General features: G+C 61.7%; 16 protein-coding genes. 9 read left to right on the plus strand and 7 right to left on the minus strand.

All coding sequences use genetic code 11. The features are described from left to right. The coding region (locus tag PG883_RS12590) for a transposase (protein WP_160171047.1) at nucleotides 1-98 on the plus strand (98 nt) is incomplete at its 5' end. Nucleotides 99-153: 55 nt separating this feature from the next. On the opposite strand, the gene pta is transcribed toward PG883_RS12590, so the two are convergent. Beyond that, the gene (pta, locus tag PG883_RS12595; protein ID WP_041211116.1) at nucleotides 154-2,307 is read right to left on the minus strand and encodes a phosphate acetyltransferase; all 2,154 of its coding nucleotides are present in this window, start codon (nucleotides 2,305-2,307) and stop codon (nucleotides 154-156) included. Between the two features lie 70 nt (nucleotides 2,308-2,377). Continuing rightward, complete coding sequence (locus PG883_RS12600) at nucleotides 2,378-3,580, minus strand: acetate kinase (protein ID WP_010673162.1); 1,203 nt, start codon at nucleotides 3,578-3,580, stop codon at nucleotides 2,378-2,380. Between the two features lie 301 nt (nucleotides 3,581-3,881). Between PG883_RS12600 and yfbV the strand changes: the two genes are divergently transcribed. Continuing rightward, on the plus strand, nucleotides 3,882-4,322 hold the full coding sequence (yfbV, locus tag PG883_RS12605) for a terminus macrodomain insulation protein YfbV (RefSeq protein ID WP_039040944.1): 441 nt from the start codon (nucleotides 3,882-3,884) through the stop codon (nucleotides 4,320-4,322). A gap of 52 nt (nucleotides 4,323-4,374) precedes the next feature. Here the strand turns inward: yfbV and PG883_RS12610 are convergent, their stop codons facing one another. From PG883_RS12610 to PG883_RS12620, 3 genes are all read right to left on the minus strand, one after another. Then, nucleotides 4,375-4,875, minus strand: coding sequence for a YfbU family protein (locus PG883_RS12610; RefSeq protein WP_039040945.1), 501 nt, complete (start codon nucleotides 4,873-4,875; stop codon nucleotides 4,375-4,377). 195 nt (nucleotides 4,876-5,070) lie between these two features. After that, entirely contained in the window at nucleotides 5,071-5,535 is a 465-nt protein-coding gene (bcp, locus tag PG883_RS12615) for a thioredoxin-dependent thiol peroxidase (protein ID WP_010673165.1), read from the minus strand. Between the two features lie 23 nt (nucleotides 5,536-5,558). Further along, nucleotides 5,559-6,092, minus strand: coding sequence for a glycine cleavage system protein R (locus PG883_RS12620; protein WP_010673166.1), 534 nt, complete (start codon nucleotides 6,090-6,092; stop codon nucleotides 5,559-5,561). Between the two features lie 188 nt (nucleotides 6,093-6,280). Here PG883_RS12620 and dapA point away from each other — a divergent pair, with 188 nt between their 5' ends. The 3 genes from dapA (at nucleotide 6,281) to PG883_RS12635 (ending at nucleotide 9,552) form a co-directional block, all read left to right on the plus strand. Continuing rightward, nucleotides 6,281-7,168: a 4-hydroxy-tetrahydrodipicolinate synthase gene (gene dapA / locus PG883_RS12625; RefSeq protein WP_029313831.1), complete on the plus strand. Its 888-nt coding sequence runs from the start codon at nucleotides 6,281-6,283 to the stop codon at nucleotides 7,166-7,168. Next, nucleotides 7,161-8,279, plus strand: coding sequence for an outer membrane protein assembly factor BamC (gene bamC / locus PG883_RS12630; RefSeq protein WP_029313833.1), 1,119 nt, complete (start codon nucleotides 7,161-7,163; stop codon nucleotides 8,277-8,279). Before dapA ends, bamC begins: the two co-directional genes overlap by 8 nt. A gap of 169 nt (nucleotides 8,280-8,448) precedes the next feature. After that, nucleotides 8,449-9,552: a phosphoribosylaminoimidazolesuccinocarboxamide synthase gene (locus tag PG883_RS12635; protein ID WP_039040947.1), complete on the plus strand. Its 1,104-nt coding sequence runs from the start codon at nucleotides 8,449-8,451 to the stop codon at nucleotides 9,550-9,552. A gap of 122 nt (nucleotides 9,553-9,674) precedes the next feature. On the opposite strand, the gene PG883_RS12640 is transcribed toward PG883_RS12635, so the two are convergent. Further along, a complete protein-coding gene (locus tag PG883_RS12640) occupies nucleotides 9,675-10,277 on the minus strand; it encodes a short chain dehydrogenase (RefSeq protein ID WP_042016682.1) in 603 nt (200 codons plus the stop codon). Nucleotides 10,278-10,374: 97 nt separating this feature from the next. Here PG883_RS12640 and PG883_RS12645 point away from each other — a divergent pair, with 97 nt between their 5' ends. The 4 genes from PG883_RS12645 to PG883_RS12660 all read left to right on the plus strand — a co-directional run bounded on the left by PG883_RS12645 (nucleotide 10,375) and on the right by PG883_RS12660 (nucleotide 13,306). Then, nucleotides 10,375-11,277 carry a LysR family transcriptional regulator gene (locus PG883_RS12645; protein ID WP_102983766.1) on the plus strand — a complete coding sequence of 301 codons (903 nt, stop codon included), beginning with the start codon at nucleotides 10,375-10,377 and terminating at the stop codon, nucleotides 11,275-11,277. A 74-nt stretch (nucleotides 11,278-11,351) separates the two neighbouring features. Next, nucleotides 11,352-11,975 carry a DUF2057 domain-containing protein gene (locus PG883_RS12650; RefSeq protein WP_119197349.1) on the plus strand — a complete coding sequence of 208 codons (624 nt, stop codon included), beginning with the start codon at nucleotides 11,352-11,354 and terminating at the stop codon, nucleotides 11,973-11,975. Between the two features lie 73 nt (nucleotides 11,976-12,048). After that, nucleotides 12,049-12,495, plus strand: a complete 447-nt coding sequence (locus PG883_RS12655) for an HIT domain-containing protein (RefSeq protein ID WP_182956970.1) — start codon at nucleotides 12,049-12,051, stop codon at nucleotides 12,493-12,495. Nucleotides 12,496-12,613: 118 nt separating this feature from the next. Continuing rightward, nucleotides 12,614-13,306: a DUF3334 family protein gene (locus PG883_RS12660; protein WP_029313837.1), complete on the plus strand. Its 693-nt coding sequence runs from the start codon at nucleotides 12,614-12,616 to the stop codon at nucleotides 13,304-13,306. Between the two features lie 61 nt (nucleotides 13,307-13,367). Here the strand turns inward: PG883_RS12660 and PG883_RS12665 are convergent, their stop codons facing one another. After that, nucleotides 13,368-14,366 carry a DUF2860 family protein gene (locus tag PG883_RS12665; protein WP_270807256.1) on the minus strand — a complete coding sequence of 333 codons (999 nt, stop codon included), beginning with the start codon at nucleotides 14,364-14,366 and terminating at the stop codon, nucleotides 13,368-13,370. Between the last annotated feature and the right edge of the window lie 182 nt (nucleotides 14,367-14,548).

Here is a 14,548-nt window from a genome sequence, read left to right on the forward strand (position 1 = left end):
ACAAGATCAAAGTGATAAAGCGCATGGCATATGGATTTAGGGACTCAGAATACTTTTTTCTGAAAATCAAGGCGGCCTTCCCCGGAAAGCCGCGATGAACCTAAAAAAACCCGCCTCTCGGCGGGTTTTTCAGTGCATCGGACTGCGGGTCGATTACTCGGCCTGGGCTGCCTGGATGCCGGTCAAGGCGATGGTGTAGACGATGTCGTCCACCAGGGCGCCACGGGAGAGGTCGTTGACCGGCTTGCGCATGCCTTGCAGCATGGGGCCGATGGAGACCAGCTCGGCGGAGCGCTGTACCGCCTTGTAGGTGGTGTTGCCGGTGTTCAGATCCGGGAACACGAACACGGTGGCCTTGCCGGCAACCGGGGAGTTCGGTGCCTTGGACTTGGCGACGTTCTCCATGATGGCCGCATCGTACTGCAGCGGGCCGTCGATGATGAGGTCGGGACGCTTGGCCTTGGCCAGCTCGGTCGCTTCACGCACTTTCTCCACGTCCGCGCCGGCGCCGGAGGTGCCGGTGGAGTAGGAGATCATGGCCACGCGCGGCTCGATGCCGAAGGCGGCAGCGGAGTCGGCGGACTGGATGGCGATCTCGGCCAATTGCTCGGCGGTGGGATCCGGGTTGATGGCGCAGTCACCGTAGACCAGTACCTGGTCCGGCAGCAGCATGAAGAAGATGGAGGAGATCAGGGAAGAGCCCGGGGCGGTCTTGATGATCTGCATCGGCGGACGGATGGTGTTGGCAGTGGTGTGCACGGCGCCGGATACCAGACCGTCAACTTCATTGCGCTCCAGCATCATGGTACCCAGTACCACGTTGTCTTCCAGCTGCTCGCGGGCAACCACTTCGGTCATGCCCTTGTTCTTGCGCAGCTCGACCAGACGGGCCACGTAACGCTCGCGTACGGCAACGGGATCGATGATCTCGACGCGGTCGGTCAGGATCACGCCCTGCTGTTCGGCAACACGGCGGATCTCGTCCGGGTTGCCCAGCAGCACCGGACGGGCGATACCGCGCTCGGCACAGATGGCGGCCGCCTTGATGGTGCGCGGCTCTTCCCCTTCCGGCAGCACGACGCGCTTGTTGGCCTGACGGGCCAGCTCGGTCAGCTGATAGCGGAAGGCCGGCGGGCTCAGGCGACGGGAGCGGGTGGACTTGGCGGAGAGAGACTCGATCCAGTGCTTGTCGATGTGACCAGCAACGTAGTCCTGTACCAGCTCGATCCGCTCGCGGTCATCTTCCGGGATGTCGACGTTGAAGTTCTGCAGGCTGACGGCGGTCTGCCAGGTGTTGGTGCCGGTGATCATGATCGGCAGACCGGTGGCCATAGCCTGTTGGCACAGGGCCATCACCTGGGGTTCCGGGTGGTAGTTGCCGGTCAGCAGCAAGGCACCCAGCTTGACGCCGTTCATGGCGGAGAGGCAGGCGGAGACGATGACGTCGGAGCGGTCGCCGGAAGTCACCAGCAGGCTGCCTGGACGGAAGTGCTCGATCATGTTGTGGATGGAGCGGGCGCAGAAGGTCACGGTCTGCAGGCGGCGGCTTTCCAGCTCACCCTTGTTGATGATCTTGGCGGCCAAGTGCTTGGCGAGATCCTTGGCGCGCGGTGCGATCAGCTGGGTGTTCCAGGGAATGCAGCCGAGGATGCGCAGCGGACTCTTGCCGAAGACCTGCAGCACTTCCAGGTTGTGGCCGGTATCGGCGCCGTGGTGGTGCGCTTCGAACATCTCGGTCAGGTCGGGACGGGTCACGCCGTGCTCGTCAACCGGGGCACCCACCTTGTTGATGACGCAGCCCACGATGCGCGGGTTGTTGACGCCACCGAAGTTGGAGCAGGCCAGCTCGATGCGCTCTTTGAGCTTCTGGCTGGAGTCGTTGCCTGGATGGGTCACGAACACCATGTCGGCGTCCAGCGCCTTGGCGACGTCGTAGTTCAGCTTGTTGGCAAAGGGTTGCTTGTCGGTCGGAACCAGGCCCTCGATCACCACCACTTCGGCACCGCTGGTCTTCACGTGCTCTTCGAAGCGGGCCACGATCTCTTCCAGCAGGATGTCGGTGTTGCTGGAGGTGATCATGTTCTCGGCGTAGGAGAGGGCGAACGGCTCGGGCGGGTTGATGTTGGCAGCGGCGCGGATCACGGCGGTGGAGCGCTCGGTACCGGTTTCACCCGGACGCGGCTGGGCGACCGGTTTGAAGAAGCTGACATTGACACCGTGACGCTCCATGGCGCGAACGACGCCAAGACTCACGGAGGTTACGCCGACACCAGTGCCGACCGGGATGAGCATAATAGTGCGTGCCACTTATTACCCCTTGTTCATTTTTTGGGATCAGGAAAAGGCCGCCCTGGGGCGGCCTTGCTCTACAGCTAATTTATGCGCCGACCAGTTCCAGCGCGTCGTGGGCGATGACCCACTCTTCGTTGGTCGGGATAACCAGGGCCTTGGTGGAACCAGCCTTGGTGATCTCGCCGCCCTTGCCGAAGCGAGCCTTCAGGTTGGCGTCGTGGTCGACGTCAAAGCCCAGCAGGCCCAGCTTGTTCAGGGTGATCTCACGGATCGGGGCGGAGTTCTCGCCGATGCCGCCGGTGAAGACCACGGCATCCAGACGACCGTCCATGGCGGCGGCGTAGGCACCGATGTACTTGGCCAGACGGTAGCAGTACACGTCCATGGCGCGCTTGGCTTCTTCCTTGCTGTCGTAGTTGTCTTCAACGAAACGGCAGTCGGAGGTGACTTCAGTCAGACCCTGCAGGCCGGATTCCTTGGTCAGCATGGTGTTGATCTCGGCGACGCTCATGCCCAGCTTGTCGTGCAGGAAGAAGATGATGGCCGGATCGATGTCACCGGAACGGGTACCCATCACCAGGCCTTCCAGCGGGGTCAGGCCCATGGAGGTGTCGACGGACTGGCCGTTCTTGATGGCGCAGACGGAACCGCCGTTGCCCAGGTGGCAGTTGATGATGTTGAGCTCTTCCACCGGCTTGTTCAGCTGCTTGGCCGCTTCCAGGCTGATGTAGTAGTGGCTGGTGCCGTGGGCGCCGTAGCGACGGATGCCGTTCTCTTTGTAGAGCTTGTACGGCAGGGCGTACAGGAAGGCTTCTTCCGGCATGGTCTGGTGGAAGGCGGTGTCGAACACGGCGACGTTCTTCTCGGCCAGTTCCGGGAAGACCTTCAGGGCGGCACGGATACCGATCAGGTGAGCCGGGTTGTGCAGCGGTGCGTAAGGAATGGCGGCTTCGATGCCGGCAATGACGTCATCACAGATGCGAACGGAGGAGGTGAAACGCTCGCCGCCGTGTACCACGCGGTGGCCGATGGCGATCAGGTTCTTGGACAGTTCCGGGTTGAGCGGCAGGATCTTGTGAACGATGAAGTCCAGCGCTTCCTGGTGAGCGGCACCGGCACCCAGATCAGCGTTGCCTTTCTCGCCGTTCAGCTTCCACTTGATGCGGGCGTCGTCGAGGTTGAAGCATTCGGCCAGGCCGGACAGCAGGTCATCACCGGTGGTTGCGTCAATGACAGCAAACTTCAGGGACGAGCTGCCACAGTTAAGAACAAGAACCAGCTTACTCATGAATAAATCCTATCGCAGATTGGGTTGGGTTGGAGGATGCGCCGGACGCGGTGCGTCCAAAAACTATCAACTTATCCTTATGAGGGTTGGCAATCTGTTGCTTGCCCCTTGTATAGTGATACAAGACCCGAAATTCAGACGTCCCTGACTGGTCAGTGGCCGTGCCCCAGCGTAAAAATGGGCGTACAAAGGATAACCTGATTGTTGAAAAATAACAAAGTCATCCTCAACCTTTGTTATTGCCTCTCAAATATTGTCGAGGTTTTGCCGTTAATACGTTCGAAAAGAGCTCGGAGGTAGCATGAGCATGAACATTTTTGGAACTAAATTACAGCAAGGCCGTCATTATATGACTCTTTGGCCGCGCCGTCCCGAGCTTAATTCCATGTTCCCGGAGAATCGGGTGATCAGGGCCACCGAATTCGCCCTCAAGGTGATCCCGGCACTGGCGGTGCTCAGCGTCATGGTGCAGTTCCAGTTTGGCGAGCTTCATTACTGGCCCTCCGTGATGGCGTCCGTGCTCTTCCTGCTCAGCCTGCCGCTGCAAGGGTACTATTGGCTCGGCCAGCGCGCCGATACCCGGCTGCCCCCCTCCCTCGCCACCTGGTATCGGGAGATAAACGGCAAAATGAACGAACAGGGCGGTCAACGTCAGCTGGTGGCCCGTCCCCGCTACGAAGAGCTGGCCGATACCCTCAACGCCGCCTTCAAGCAGCTGGACAAATCCTTCCTCTACGAATGACTTTCCGGAGTCAGACTGACGACAAAGGCGCCCTCAGGCGCCTTTTTCACATTCAGGCGGCCAGCACCTTGCTGATCTCCTGGATGGAGAGCTTGTACTGACGGGGGCACTGACGCCAGACCGCCAGCATGCGCTGGTACTTGTCCCGCATGGCGATGTCGCTGGAGAGCTCATCGCAGGGGCAGGGCAGTTCGGGGAAGCGCTTGTCCACTTCCAGCAGGAAGCAGACGTAATCCGCCAGTTCCCGCTCCTGGCTGCGGCTGTAGCCGTTGAAGGCAAGGCGGCTCTCGTTGACATCGGCCCGGGCGCTGGCATCCAGGTTGCCCCAGGAGATGGCCAGTGCATGGTGCAGCTCCAGGGTGTCCAGCACCTCCTGGCAGGTGGCGAGATCCAGATGGCCGAAGCTCTTCTCCAGCTCGAGGATTTGCAGGCAGTAGCCGCGCTCGACGATGGTGCTGGCACGCTGGTAAAACGCCGCCTTTTCCGGATTGAGTTTGGCCAGGATCTCGTACTGGTTGCTCAGGATCAGGCGTTCGGTGTGGCTCATGTTCATGGGCTGTCTCGCTGGAAAATGAATCTGGGGTCACGTTAACCCATATCCAGGATGAATTTTTTGATCTGAGAGGGGAGGTTGGCGAGAAAAGGGGGGAAGAGGCGCCCTGGTGAGCCGCCAGAGAGTGGGGGCTGATGCCGTGGTGAAACGAGCAGGGCCCGCCATGGCGAGCCCTGCAACAATGCCGCTGGTGGCTTAGCCCTTGACGAGGTCGAGCACCACCTGATGGTGATCGCTGGTCTTGAACTTGTCGAAGCGATGGGCAACCTTGCCCTCTTCATCGATGAGGAAGCTCAGGCGATGAATGCCGTCATACTCCTTGCCCATGAACTTCTTCGGGCCCCAGACGCCAAAGGCATCGGCCACCGCGTGATCCTCATCGGCCAGCAGGCGGAAGTTGAGGTTGTCGCGCTCCTCGAACTTTTTCAGGCGCTTGGCGCTGTCCGGGCTGATGCCGAGCACCACCACATTGAGGGCAGCCAGCTCGCTATTGACGTCGCGCAGACCGCAGGCCTGGGTGGTGCAACCCGGGGTCATCGCCTTGGGGTAGAAATAGATCAGCACCTTCTTGCCGCGCAGATCGGCGAGGCGAACCTGATTGCCGTCCTGATCGGAGAGGGAGAAATCGGGGGCCTGGGTACCAGCTTCTAGTGGTGACATGGGGTCTCCTCGGATAAACGCCGTCAGGCGTACTTGTGATTGACGATGAATTCGAACGACTCGGCGCCCAGTCCACGACAGAAATCGGCGAAGGCCGTCTTCGAACCGGGCTCTTCTCCCTGCTTGGAGAGATTCAACTGAAAGTTCGCCTTGAGCAGGTTGAAGGGCTGCTGTTCCAGGGTGATGGTCTGCATGGCCTGGATGTCCCAGCCGTGATCGCTGAAGAACTGGGTGCACTGACTTACGATGCCCGGCTGATCCCGGATCAGCACCTCTGCGCTGGCGCTGATGTCATATTGCAGGGAGTGGTGGCGCTCGGTGCGTTTCATCATGGTGATGAGATCCCACTCCTGGCTGCGCAGTGGGAGGCTGATTTCCAGTTGCATCAGGCTGTTCCAGTCACCGGACAGCAGCATGATGAAGGTGAATTCGTTGCCGAAGATGCCAAGACGGCTGTCGACAATGTTGCAACCGCAGCCACTGACGTGACGGGTCACCTCATTGACGATGCCAGGCCTGTCCGTGCCGATGGCCGTTACGACCAGGTAGTGAGTCATAAATCGTCTCTCGTCCATTATTGAGAATGCGTTGACCGCGGGTGCCGGTACCCTGCCGGGAGGCCTCTTGTGCGCTCGTGCATTCATACGTTTTGTGCCGGATGGTAACACGGCTTGTCCCGTGCCTCCCTTGTTTTTCAAAAGGGGCAGCTTTACCATTACGCCCCTGAAAATCGGGAGAATTATCCATGTTACGCGGTAGTATTGTTGCGCTCGTTACCCCCATGCTGCCCTCGGGCGACATCGATTGGGTCAGTCTGGCAGCGCTGGTGGAATATCATGTGGATGCCGGGACCAGCGCCATCGTCGCCGTGGGAACCACGGGAGAGTCGGTCACCCTGAGCGAGCAGGAACATATCGCCGTGGTTGAGAAGACGGTGGAATACGCCGCTGGACGCATTCCCGTCATCGCGGGCTGCGGCTCCAACAATACTGCTCACGCCATCGCCCTCTCCCGGCGTTTCGCCACCATGGGCGTGGTGGCGGGTCTCTCGGTGACCCCCTATTACAACAAACCCACCCAGGAAGGCCTCTATCGTCACTATTGTGCGATCGCCGAGGCTAGTGGTCTGCCTCAAATTCTCTATAATGTGCCCGGTCGCACCTGCTGTGACCTCAAACCCGAGACGGTGGCCCGTCTGGCCAAGGTGCCCGGCATCATAGGTTTGAAAGAAGCGACTGGCGATCTTGGCCGTACCCCGCTGCTGCGCGAACTGTGCGGGCCGGATTTTGCGCTTTATAGTGGCGATGACGCCAGCGGATGTGATTTTATGCTGCAAGGGGGCGATGGTGTCATTTCGGTCACCACCAATATTGCGGCGCCCCAGATGGCCGACATGTGTCGTGCTGCCCTGGCCGGTGATGCCGGGCAGGCTCATGACATCAACAATCGATTGATGCCGTTGCATCAGACTCTGTTCTGTGAACCGAGTCCCATTCCGGTGAAATGGGCCTGTGCCCGGCTGGGATTGATGGCGACGGCGACCTTGCGTCTGCCCCTGACCGATCTCACCCCCGAGGGGGAAGCGGCGATGGCGCGAGCACTGACGACTGCGGAGTTGATGGCGAGTGTTTAAAGCAAATGGAAAGGGAAATGCAGTGCGCCTGGTACTGAGTGTCGCGACGGTGGCCGTGCTGGCTGCCTGCAGCTCACCCCAGGAACGCAAAATGGCCAACCGTGGCTTCGAGTATGAAGAGAGCCGCCTCGAAGGCCGCGCCTTCCTTGTGCCCGCCGGGTTGAGTACCCCCGCCTTTAACAGCAATTTCGACATTCCGGCCCTGCCCGAGAGCAGCCGTGAGGGCGCCCTCGGGGCCAAGGTGGACGTGCGTCCGCCCGCCCAGTTGCTCACCGTGGTGCCCGGAAGCCAGGTGGTGGCCAATGCCAGCGAGCCAACCGTCGCCTTCTATGCCCTCAGCACCTCCCAGAGCGTGGAGCGCGATACCTGGGCCTTCCTGATGAACTTCCTGGCCGAACACAAGGTCACCACCGAGAAGCTGGACCAGCAGGACGGCGTCTTGCAGACCGGCTGGTTTGACAACTCCGCGGTGCTCGATGGCTGGGCGGAAGATGACGATGACTTCAAGATCCGTCAGCGTTACCAGTTCACCCTGCGCAACGATGTGCAGCGCCACGCCATCAAGATGTCGGTACGGGTGCTGGATCACGAAGAGACCATCGACGGCGAGACCAGCACTGTGCTGACGCCGGCGGACGCCCAGCGTTATGCTACCCGCGCCCTGAACCAGTTCTCCCTCTATTACGACAAGCAGCTCAAGGCCCGTGAACAGCACAAGTCCAGCGATGGCATGGGGCTGGAGCTGGGTCTGGACAACAACGAGCTGAGCGCCTGGATTGCCGAAGGGTCGTTTGACCAGGTGTGGCGCCGCCTCAATCAGGTGCTGCCTGCCTATGGTTTCACCATCAAGGATACCCAGCAGTCCCTGGGCTGGATCGACGTGGAGTACGACGAGCCGGACAGCGAGTTCTGGAAGGCCAAGGGAGCGGAGCCCTTCAAGCTCGAGGAAGACAAGTATCGCTTCCAGCTCGGCGAGATGACGGGCGGCAAGACCTCCATCACCCTGTTCGACAAGGACAAGAAGCCTGTCGCATCCGGTGTCATCTCCCAGATGTACATCAGCCTGTCCGAGGCCTTTGCCAAGGGCTTGGCCGATCAGGGGGCGAAGTAAGCATGGAAACAGGGGCCTCGCGCCCCTGTTTTGTTATGTCCGGGTTGCCGCAGGGCCAGCGTGCCGAGCCGGTTGCCCCGGGCCTGAGTACCTGATGATGTGAATCCCCCACAGACAGGGGTCTGGTGCCCCTGCCTAACTAGTCCCACAACAGGAAGTGTTATTAGCCATGAGTCTTGCAGATCAAGTATTGGCGGTGAACGACGATTTGCCGATCCGTACCGATAAACCTGTCCATTCCGGCAAAGTGCGCAGCGTCTACTGGTTGACCCCGGCAGACAGTGCCCGGCTCATTCGGGAGAAAGGCTATGATGTGCCGGCCGATACGCCCCTGGCCCTCATGGTGATCAGTGATCGCATCTCGGCTTTCGACTGCATCTGGCAAGGGGTGGACGGTCTGAACGGCGTGCCGGGCAAGGGCGCGGCGCTCAATGCCATCTCCAGCCACTGGTTCAAGCTGTTCAAGGAGCAGGGGCTGGCGGACAGCCACATCCTGGACATCCCGCACCCCTTCGTCTGGATCGTGCAAAAAGCCCGTCCCGTGATGATCGAGGCCATTGCCCGCCAGTACATCACCGGCTCCATGTGGCGTGCCTACAAGGATGGTGAGCGGGAATTCTGCGGCATCACCCTGCCGGAAGGGCTCAAGAAGGATCAGAAGCTGCCCGAGATCCTCATCACCCCGTCCACCAAGGGGATCCTCAAAGGGCTGGATGGCGTGCCGGAAGCGGACGACGTCAACGTCTCCCGCGGCGACATCGAGCGCCACCATCAGGCCTTCGGCTTCCGCTCCCCGGCGGACATCGACCGCTACGAGGCGCTGCTCAAAGAGGGCTTCAACGTCATCAGCGAGGCGCTGGCTGCCCTGGATCAGGTCTTCGTCGACACCAAGTTCGAGTTCGGTTACGTGACCGATGCCGCCGGTCGCGAGAAGCTCATCTACATGGATGAAGTGGGCACCCCCGACAGCTCCCGCATCTGGGACGGCGCAGCCCTTCGCGGCGGCGAGATCATCGAGAAGTCCAAAGAGGGCTTCCGCCAGTGGCTGCTGAACCACTTCCCGGATCCGGACATCCTGCTCAACAAGAACCGCATGCCCGAGCGCTTCGCCCTGGCCCGGGACAACAAGCTGCCCACCGAGGTGATGATGGATATCTCCCGTACCTATGTGGGGATCGCCGAGAAGATCATCGGTCAGCCGCTGGTACGCAGTGCCAATCCGAAGCAGGAGATCATCGAGGTACTGCGGGAGCAGTACGGCCTGATCGACTGAGGCCGACCGCTTTTATGCCGCAGGCGAACAAACGTTTGCCGGTGACAGGGGAGGCGCTTGCAACGCAGATGACAAAACGGGCCCCATGACGGGGCCCGTTTTCATTGGGTTGTCCGGAGCGCTCAGCCATTGACCCGGAAGATCTGGCCGGTCTGTACCCCCAGTACCGATTTCTTGTAGGCCTGGGCCACCCGGGCGGCGGGTACCGGCACGAAGCCCGGGAAGAAGTCGGCATACTTGCTCATGGACTCTTCCAGCACGGTGGGGCTCACCACGTTGATGCGAATGCCCCTTGGCAGCTCGCAGGCGGCCCCTTTCACGAAGTGCTCGATGGCACCGTTGATGGTGGTGGCGCTCACCCCCCAGTGGATGGGCTCCTCGCTCAGAATGCCGCTGATGAGGGTGATGGAGCCACGGTCGCTCAGGTGGGCAATGGCGGCCCGGGTCAGGTTGATCTGGCCCATCAGCTTGCTCTGAAGCCCCACCTGCCACTGCTCGTCCGTCATCTCGGTCAGGGCATTGAAGGCGACGCTGCCGCTGGCGACCACCAGGGCATCGAAGGATCCGATCTGCTCGAAGAGCGCCCGGATGGAGGCGGGGTCGCGCATGTCCACTCTGGCATCCCCCTGGCTGTGACCGACCCGGATCACCTGGTGATCCTGGGCAAGCAGTTCGCTGACGGCGGCGCCAATGGTGCCGGAGGCACCCACAATCACAATCTTCATATCTATCGCTCCTGGTTGAGATGAGTTGATGATAGCGGGATAAAAGGGGAGAAAAAGCGCTTATGATGAACCCATTATTTCCATATTGGTGCTAATGATGGATATCACTCACCTGGCCAGTTTCTATGAAGTGGTGCAGCGGGGCAGTTTCTCCGCCGCTGCCGATGCCCTGGGGGTGAGCAAGGGGATGCTGAGTCGCCATGTCAGCGCCCTGGAGTCCGCCCTCAATGCCCAGCTGCTCCAGCGCACGACCCGCAGACTCAGCCTGACCGAGGCGGGGCGGGTGCTTCACCAGCAGGCCGGCGAGATCTTCGCCCTGGCCCGGGAGGCGGAGGAGGGGATCCGCGCCCTGACCGAGGAGGACAGCGGCCGCCTGCGCTTCACCTGCCCGGTCAGCACGGGGGACCGCATGGTGAGCGAGCTGCTCGCCCGTTTTGCCGAGCTCTGCCCCGGCGTCCAGGTCGAGCTCAACTTCACCAATGCCATGATCGACATGAGCCAGGGGGAGAATGACATCGCTCTGCGGGCCATGGAGCTGATCCCCGACAACCTGGTGGCCCTGCCGCTCGGCAGGCTCAAGGATGTGGTGGTGGCAAGCCCCGCCCTGCTGGCGCGAGAGGGGATCCCCGCCACTCCCTATGAGCTGGGGGGGCGCTCCTGCCTGCTGCAGGGCCACAACCCGGACTGGGAGCAGTGGCACTTTCGCCTGGGGGAGGAGGAGGCGCACATCCTGGTGCAGGGGCGAGTGCGGGCCAACCACTACAGCACCCTGCTGCAACTGGCCCGGGCGGGCATGGGCTTTGCCAAGTGTCCACTGATGCTGGTGGAGGCCAGCCTGGCCCGAGGGGAGCTGGTGGCCGTGCTGACGGAGTGGCAGACCGGCCTGCACCCGATCCATGTGCTGCACGCCCAGCAGCGCCGGGTGCCGCGCAAGATCCGGCTGTTCAAGCAGGTGCTGGCCCAGTGGTTTGCCGAGCGGCCCCATTATCTGCTGGGGTGAGCCTGCATCCCGTTATTTTTCTGTCATCTGGGGCTGCTACCCTGCGCCCTTCATCGCGAAAGGAGAGTCAGGGAATGAAGCGTCATCAGGGTTGGGCAGGGGTTGCGCTGCTGTGCTGCGGCGGTGTGCAGGCCGAGGTCAGGGTCGAGGTGCCCCGGGATTTCCAGATCCTGGCGGTGAGCGCCGGCAAGGTGCAGGACGAGCAGCACGCCGTGCTGGCCGACGGAGAGCAGCAACTGCTGGTGCGCTACGAGGGGGTGATCCCGAGTCGCAACAGCAGCGACAACGATCGCCAGGTTCGCTCCGAGCCCCAGGTGCTTCGCTATGAGGCCCGCGGGCAGTCGGTGCGCCTGCAGGCTCCCGTGCCTGCGGACGAGGCAGGGATGGAACGCTACGCCAGGGCCCCTGTCCTGGGCCTGGTGGCGGGGGGGCAGCCCCTCGAGGTGCGCCAGGATACGCTGATGGTGCAGGGGATGCAGATCGGCATGGACTGGCATGCCAGGCTGATGGAGTACAACCGTGGCGAGGGGCCTGCCGTGCTCGCCGGTGCGGCGGATGTGGCTGCGGCCGCCGTGGCGACGCCCCGGGCCTCCTCCGTGCCGGCCAGCGCCCTGGAAGGGCAGTTGCAACAGCTTTTCCTGCAGGCGGACCCCGCGCTTCGCAAGCGCTTCATCGGTTGGGCCGTGCCGCGCCTTTAAGTTTGCTCCCCGTTGCAGTAACGTGGGCACATCTTTGATTCCCGATGTGCCCATGTTGATCAGCGAGGCCCCCATGTTTGAATTGCACCCCCGCCTTCAGGCGGATACCCGGATACTCGGGGATCTGCCCCTGTGCCGCGTCCTGTTGGCCAAAGACAGCCAGTATCCCTGGCTGATTCTGGTGCCCCGGGTCGCCAACCTTCGGGAGATCCATCATCTGGCCCCCGAGCAGCAACAGCAGTTGATGCAGGAGTCCTGCGCCGTCGCCACCCTGATGGAGCGGGCACTCGGCCCGGACAAGATCAACGTGGCGGCCCTCGGCAATCTGGTACCTCAGCTGCACCTGCACCACGTGGCCCGCTTCAGCTCGGATGCGGCCTGGCCCGGTCCCATCTGGGGTGCCTGTCCCGCCATTCCCTATGAGGATCAGGCCTTGCAAGGGGCGGCTGCCAGTTGGCAAACCCGTCTGGCTACCCTGGATGGATTTCAGCCATTTCTGACTGATAATCCAGTCAAGTGAGAGGTGGCTCGCGCTTTGGGCACCGGGATCACGCAATCTGTTAGCGTATCGCGCCGGTGCATGGTGACATGGGCGACACGAGTGACAGCCCCATTATTTCGATCAGCAGGAAGGTTCCATGATAGTGACAAGATCCGAGGATGATGCCGTATTGACCACAGAGGACGTACTGCTGAGCCTGTGCAATTCGGTGACGAGCGTATTGAGTGCGGCGACCCAGACCCAGGTGCGCTTCTCCGGCATGGTGCAGCGGATCAGCAAGACCTGCCTCAAGCCTGACATCGGCTGTTTCGTGCTGTTTGACGGCGGCTTCTCCGGGCTGGTGGTGATCAACTTCTCCGCCGCCGCGGCCATGGAGCTCTACCAGAGCTACATGCTGAGCATGGGGCTCTCCAAGGAGGATCTTGCCATCTCCCACACCTCGGACGAGGTGAGCAACGTCATGGGCGAGCTGATGAACCAGATCGTCGGCAGCTTCACCACCAAGGTGGGGCGCGAGCTGCAGACCCACATCACCCAGAACCAGCCCAAGATGCTGGCGCTCAACAAGCAGGTGATGCTGAGCGTCGACACCAACCTCGACAATCCCGAGACCCGCCGGGTGACCTTCTTCACCGCCAGCAACAACATCTTCTATCTGGAGCTGGCCATGGACAAGACGGAGTTTATCCGGATCCATGATGGCGGCGTGCAGGAGGAGGTGGATCCCGACGAGCTGATCGCCCAGGCCAAGCAGTCAGCCAAACCGGCACCGGCGGCCGCGCCGGCGAGCAACGAGCACGACGATCTGCTGGATTCCCTCGGCATCTGATGGTCGAGGGGTGTGCAAATGAAGAGGCCACCCCGGGGGTGGCCTCCTTGCTTGGGGCGGGTCAGAAGTTGTAAAGCAGCCCGGTACTGAAGCGAAGCGCCTCGGCATCGTAGAAGTCGATGTCGGAGTCGGCGCTGGAGTAGGCCGCGGTGAAGGTGGCGGCAAGGGGTTTGATGCCGAACAGGTTGTGCCAGAAGAAGGTGCCATTGAGGGCGAACTCGCTGGCATCGGCGCGCTGGCCGAACAGGGGATTCGCCTCGTCGTACTTGCGCTTGCCGGCGTAGAGGTTGCTCACGATGGACCACTGGGAGGCGCGCTTGGCATAGGTCAGCTGCAGACCGGTGTTCTTGAAGCTCTCCGCACTCCCGTCCAGGCGGGCCTCCTTGTAGAGGAAGGCGGGCTCCAGCAGCTGGTCGCCGCCGAAGTGGTACTGGTAGGAGACAGCCAGGTCGTGGACCTTGCCGTTGCGGCTCAGCATGGAGGCGTAGTGGGTGCCGTGGGTCAGGTCATATTGCTGGCCGCTGCGCTCCTCGTCGAGCTCCACTTCCCGGCTGGTCAGGGTGGCGTAGACGTTGCTGCCCCAGATCCTGTCCCAGGCAAAGCGCACCCCTTTCGAGGTGAGATCGGTGGCGCTGCGGTCCACGCCGGTGGCGAAGGGATCGCTCCACACTTCCACCGGCATGAGGTTGAACACCAGGGAGGTGGCGACGATACCCTTGTCGCCCATCTCCTGGCGCAGACCGAGTTGCTGGGTAAAGTCGAAGCGCACCGCGTCCTGGATGAGGTTGCCGAGGAAGACCTGGGTGCGGGTATCGGCGAAGGTGTAGCGGATATCGGCATTGAGCAGCGGGCTCAGACCGCTTTCGCGGCCGGGGGAGCCCAGAGCATCGATACGGCTGTTGCTGTCGTCACCGGCATAGAAGTTGGACTTGTGGCTGCCGGCATTGACTCCGCCCAGCAGAAAACCGGACCAGCCGGTCTGGCGGGGGATCTCCCCCAGATCGGCGTGGGCGGTGGTGGCGACCAGCAGGCCAAGGCTCAACAGAACATGATTTCGCATCGGGTATGCTCCTGACATAACGAATGAGAAGGGTGACAGTGCGCCCCGGTATTCCGGTGGAACCGGTGCTGACTGAGGCATGGCAGGCATGCTACCCCAGCCGGAGTGTGACGTTAATCAATAATTGAATACGCGACGGACAAGAGTTCATGGCGCCGTACTGGTATCCTGTTTGCGCAAGA

The organism is Aeromonas sp. QDB25 (genome assembly GCF_027707725.1).
Lineage (GTDB): Bacteria > Pseudomonadota > Gammaproteobacteria > Enterobacterales > Aeromonadaceae > Aeromonas > Aeromonas caviae.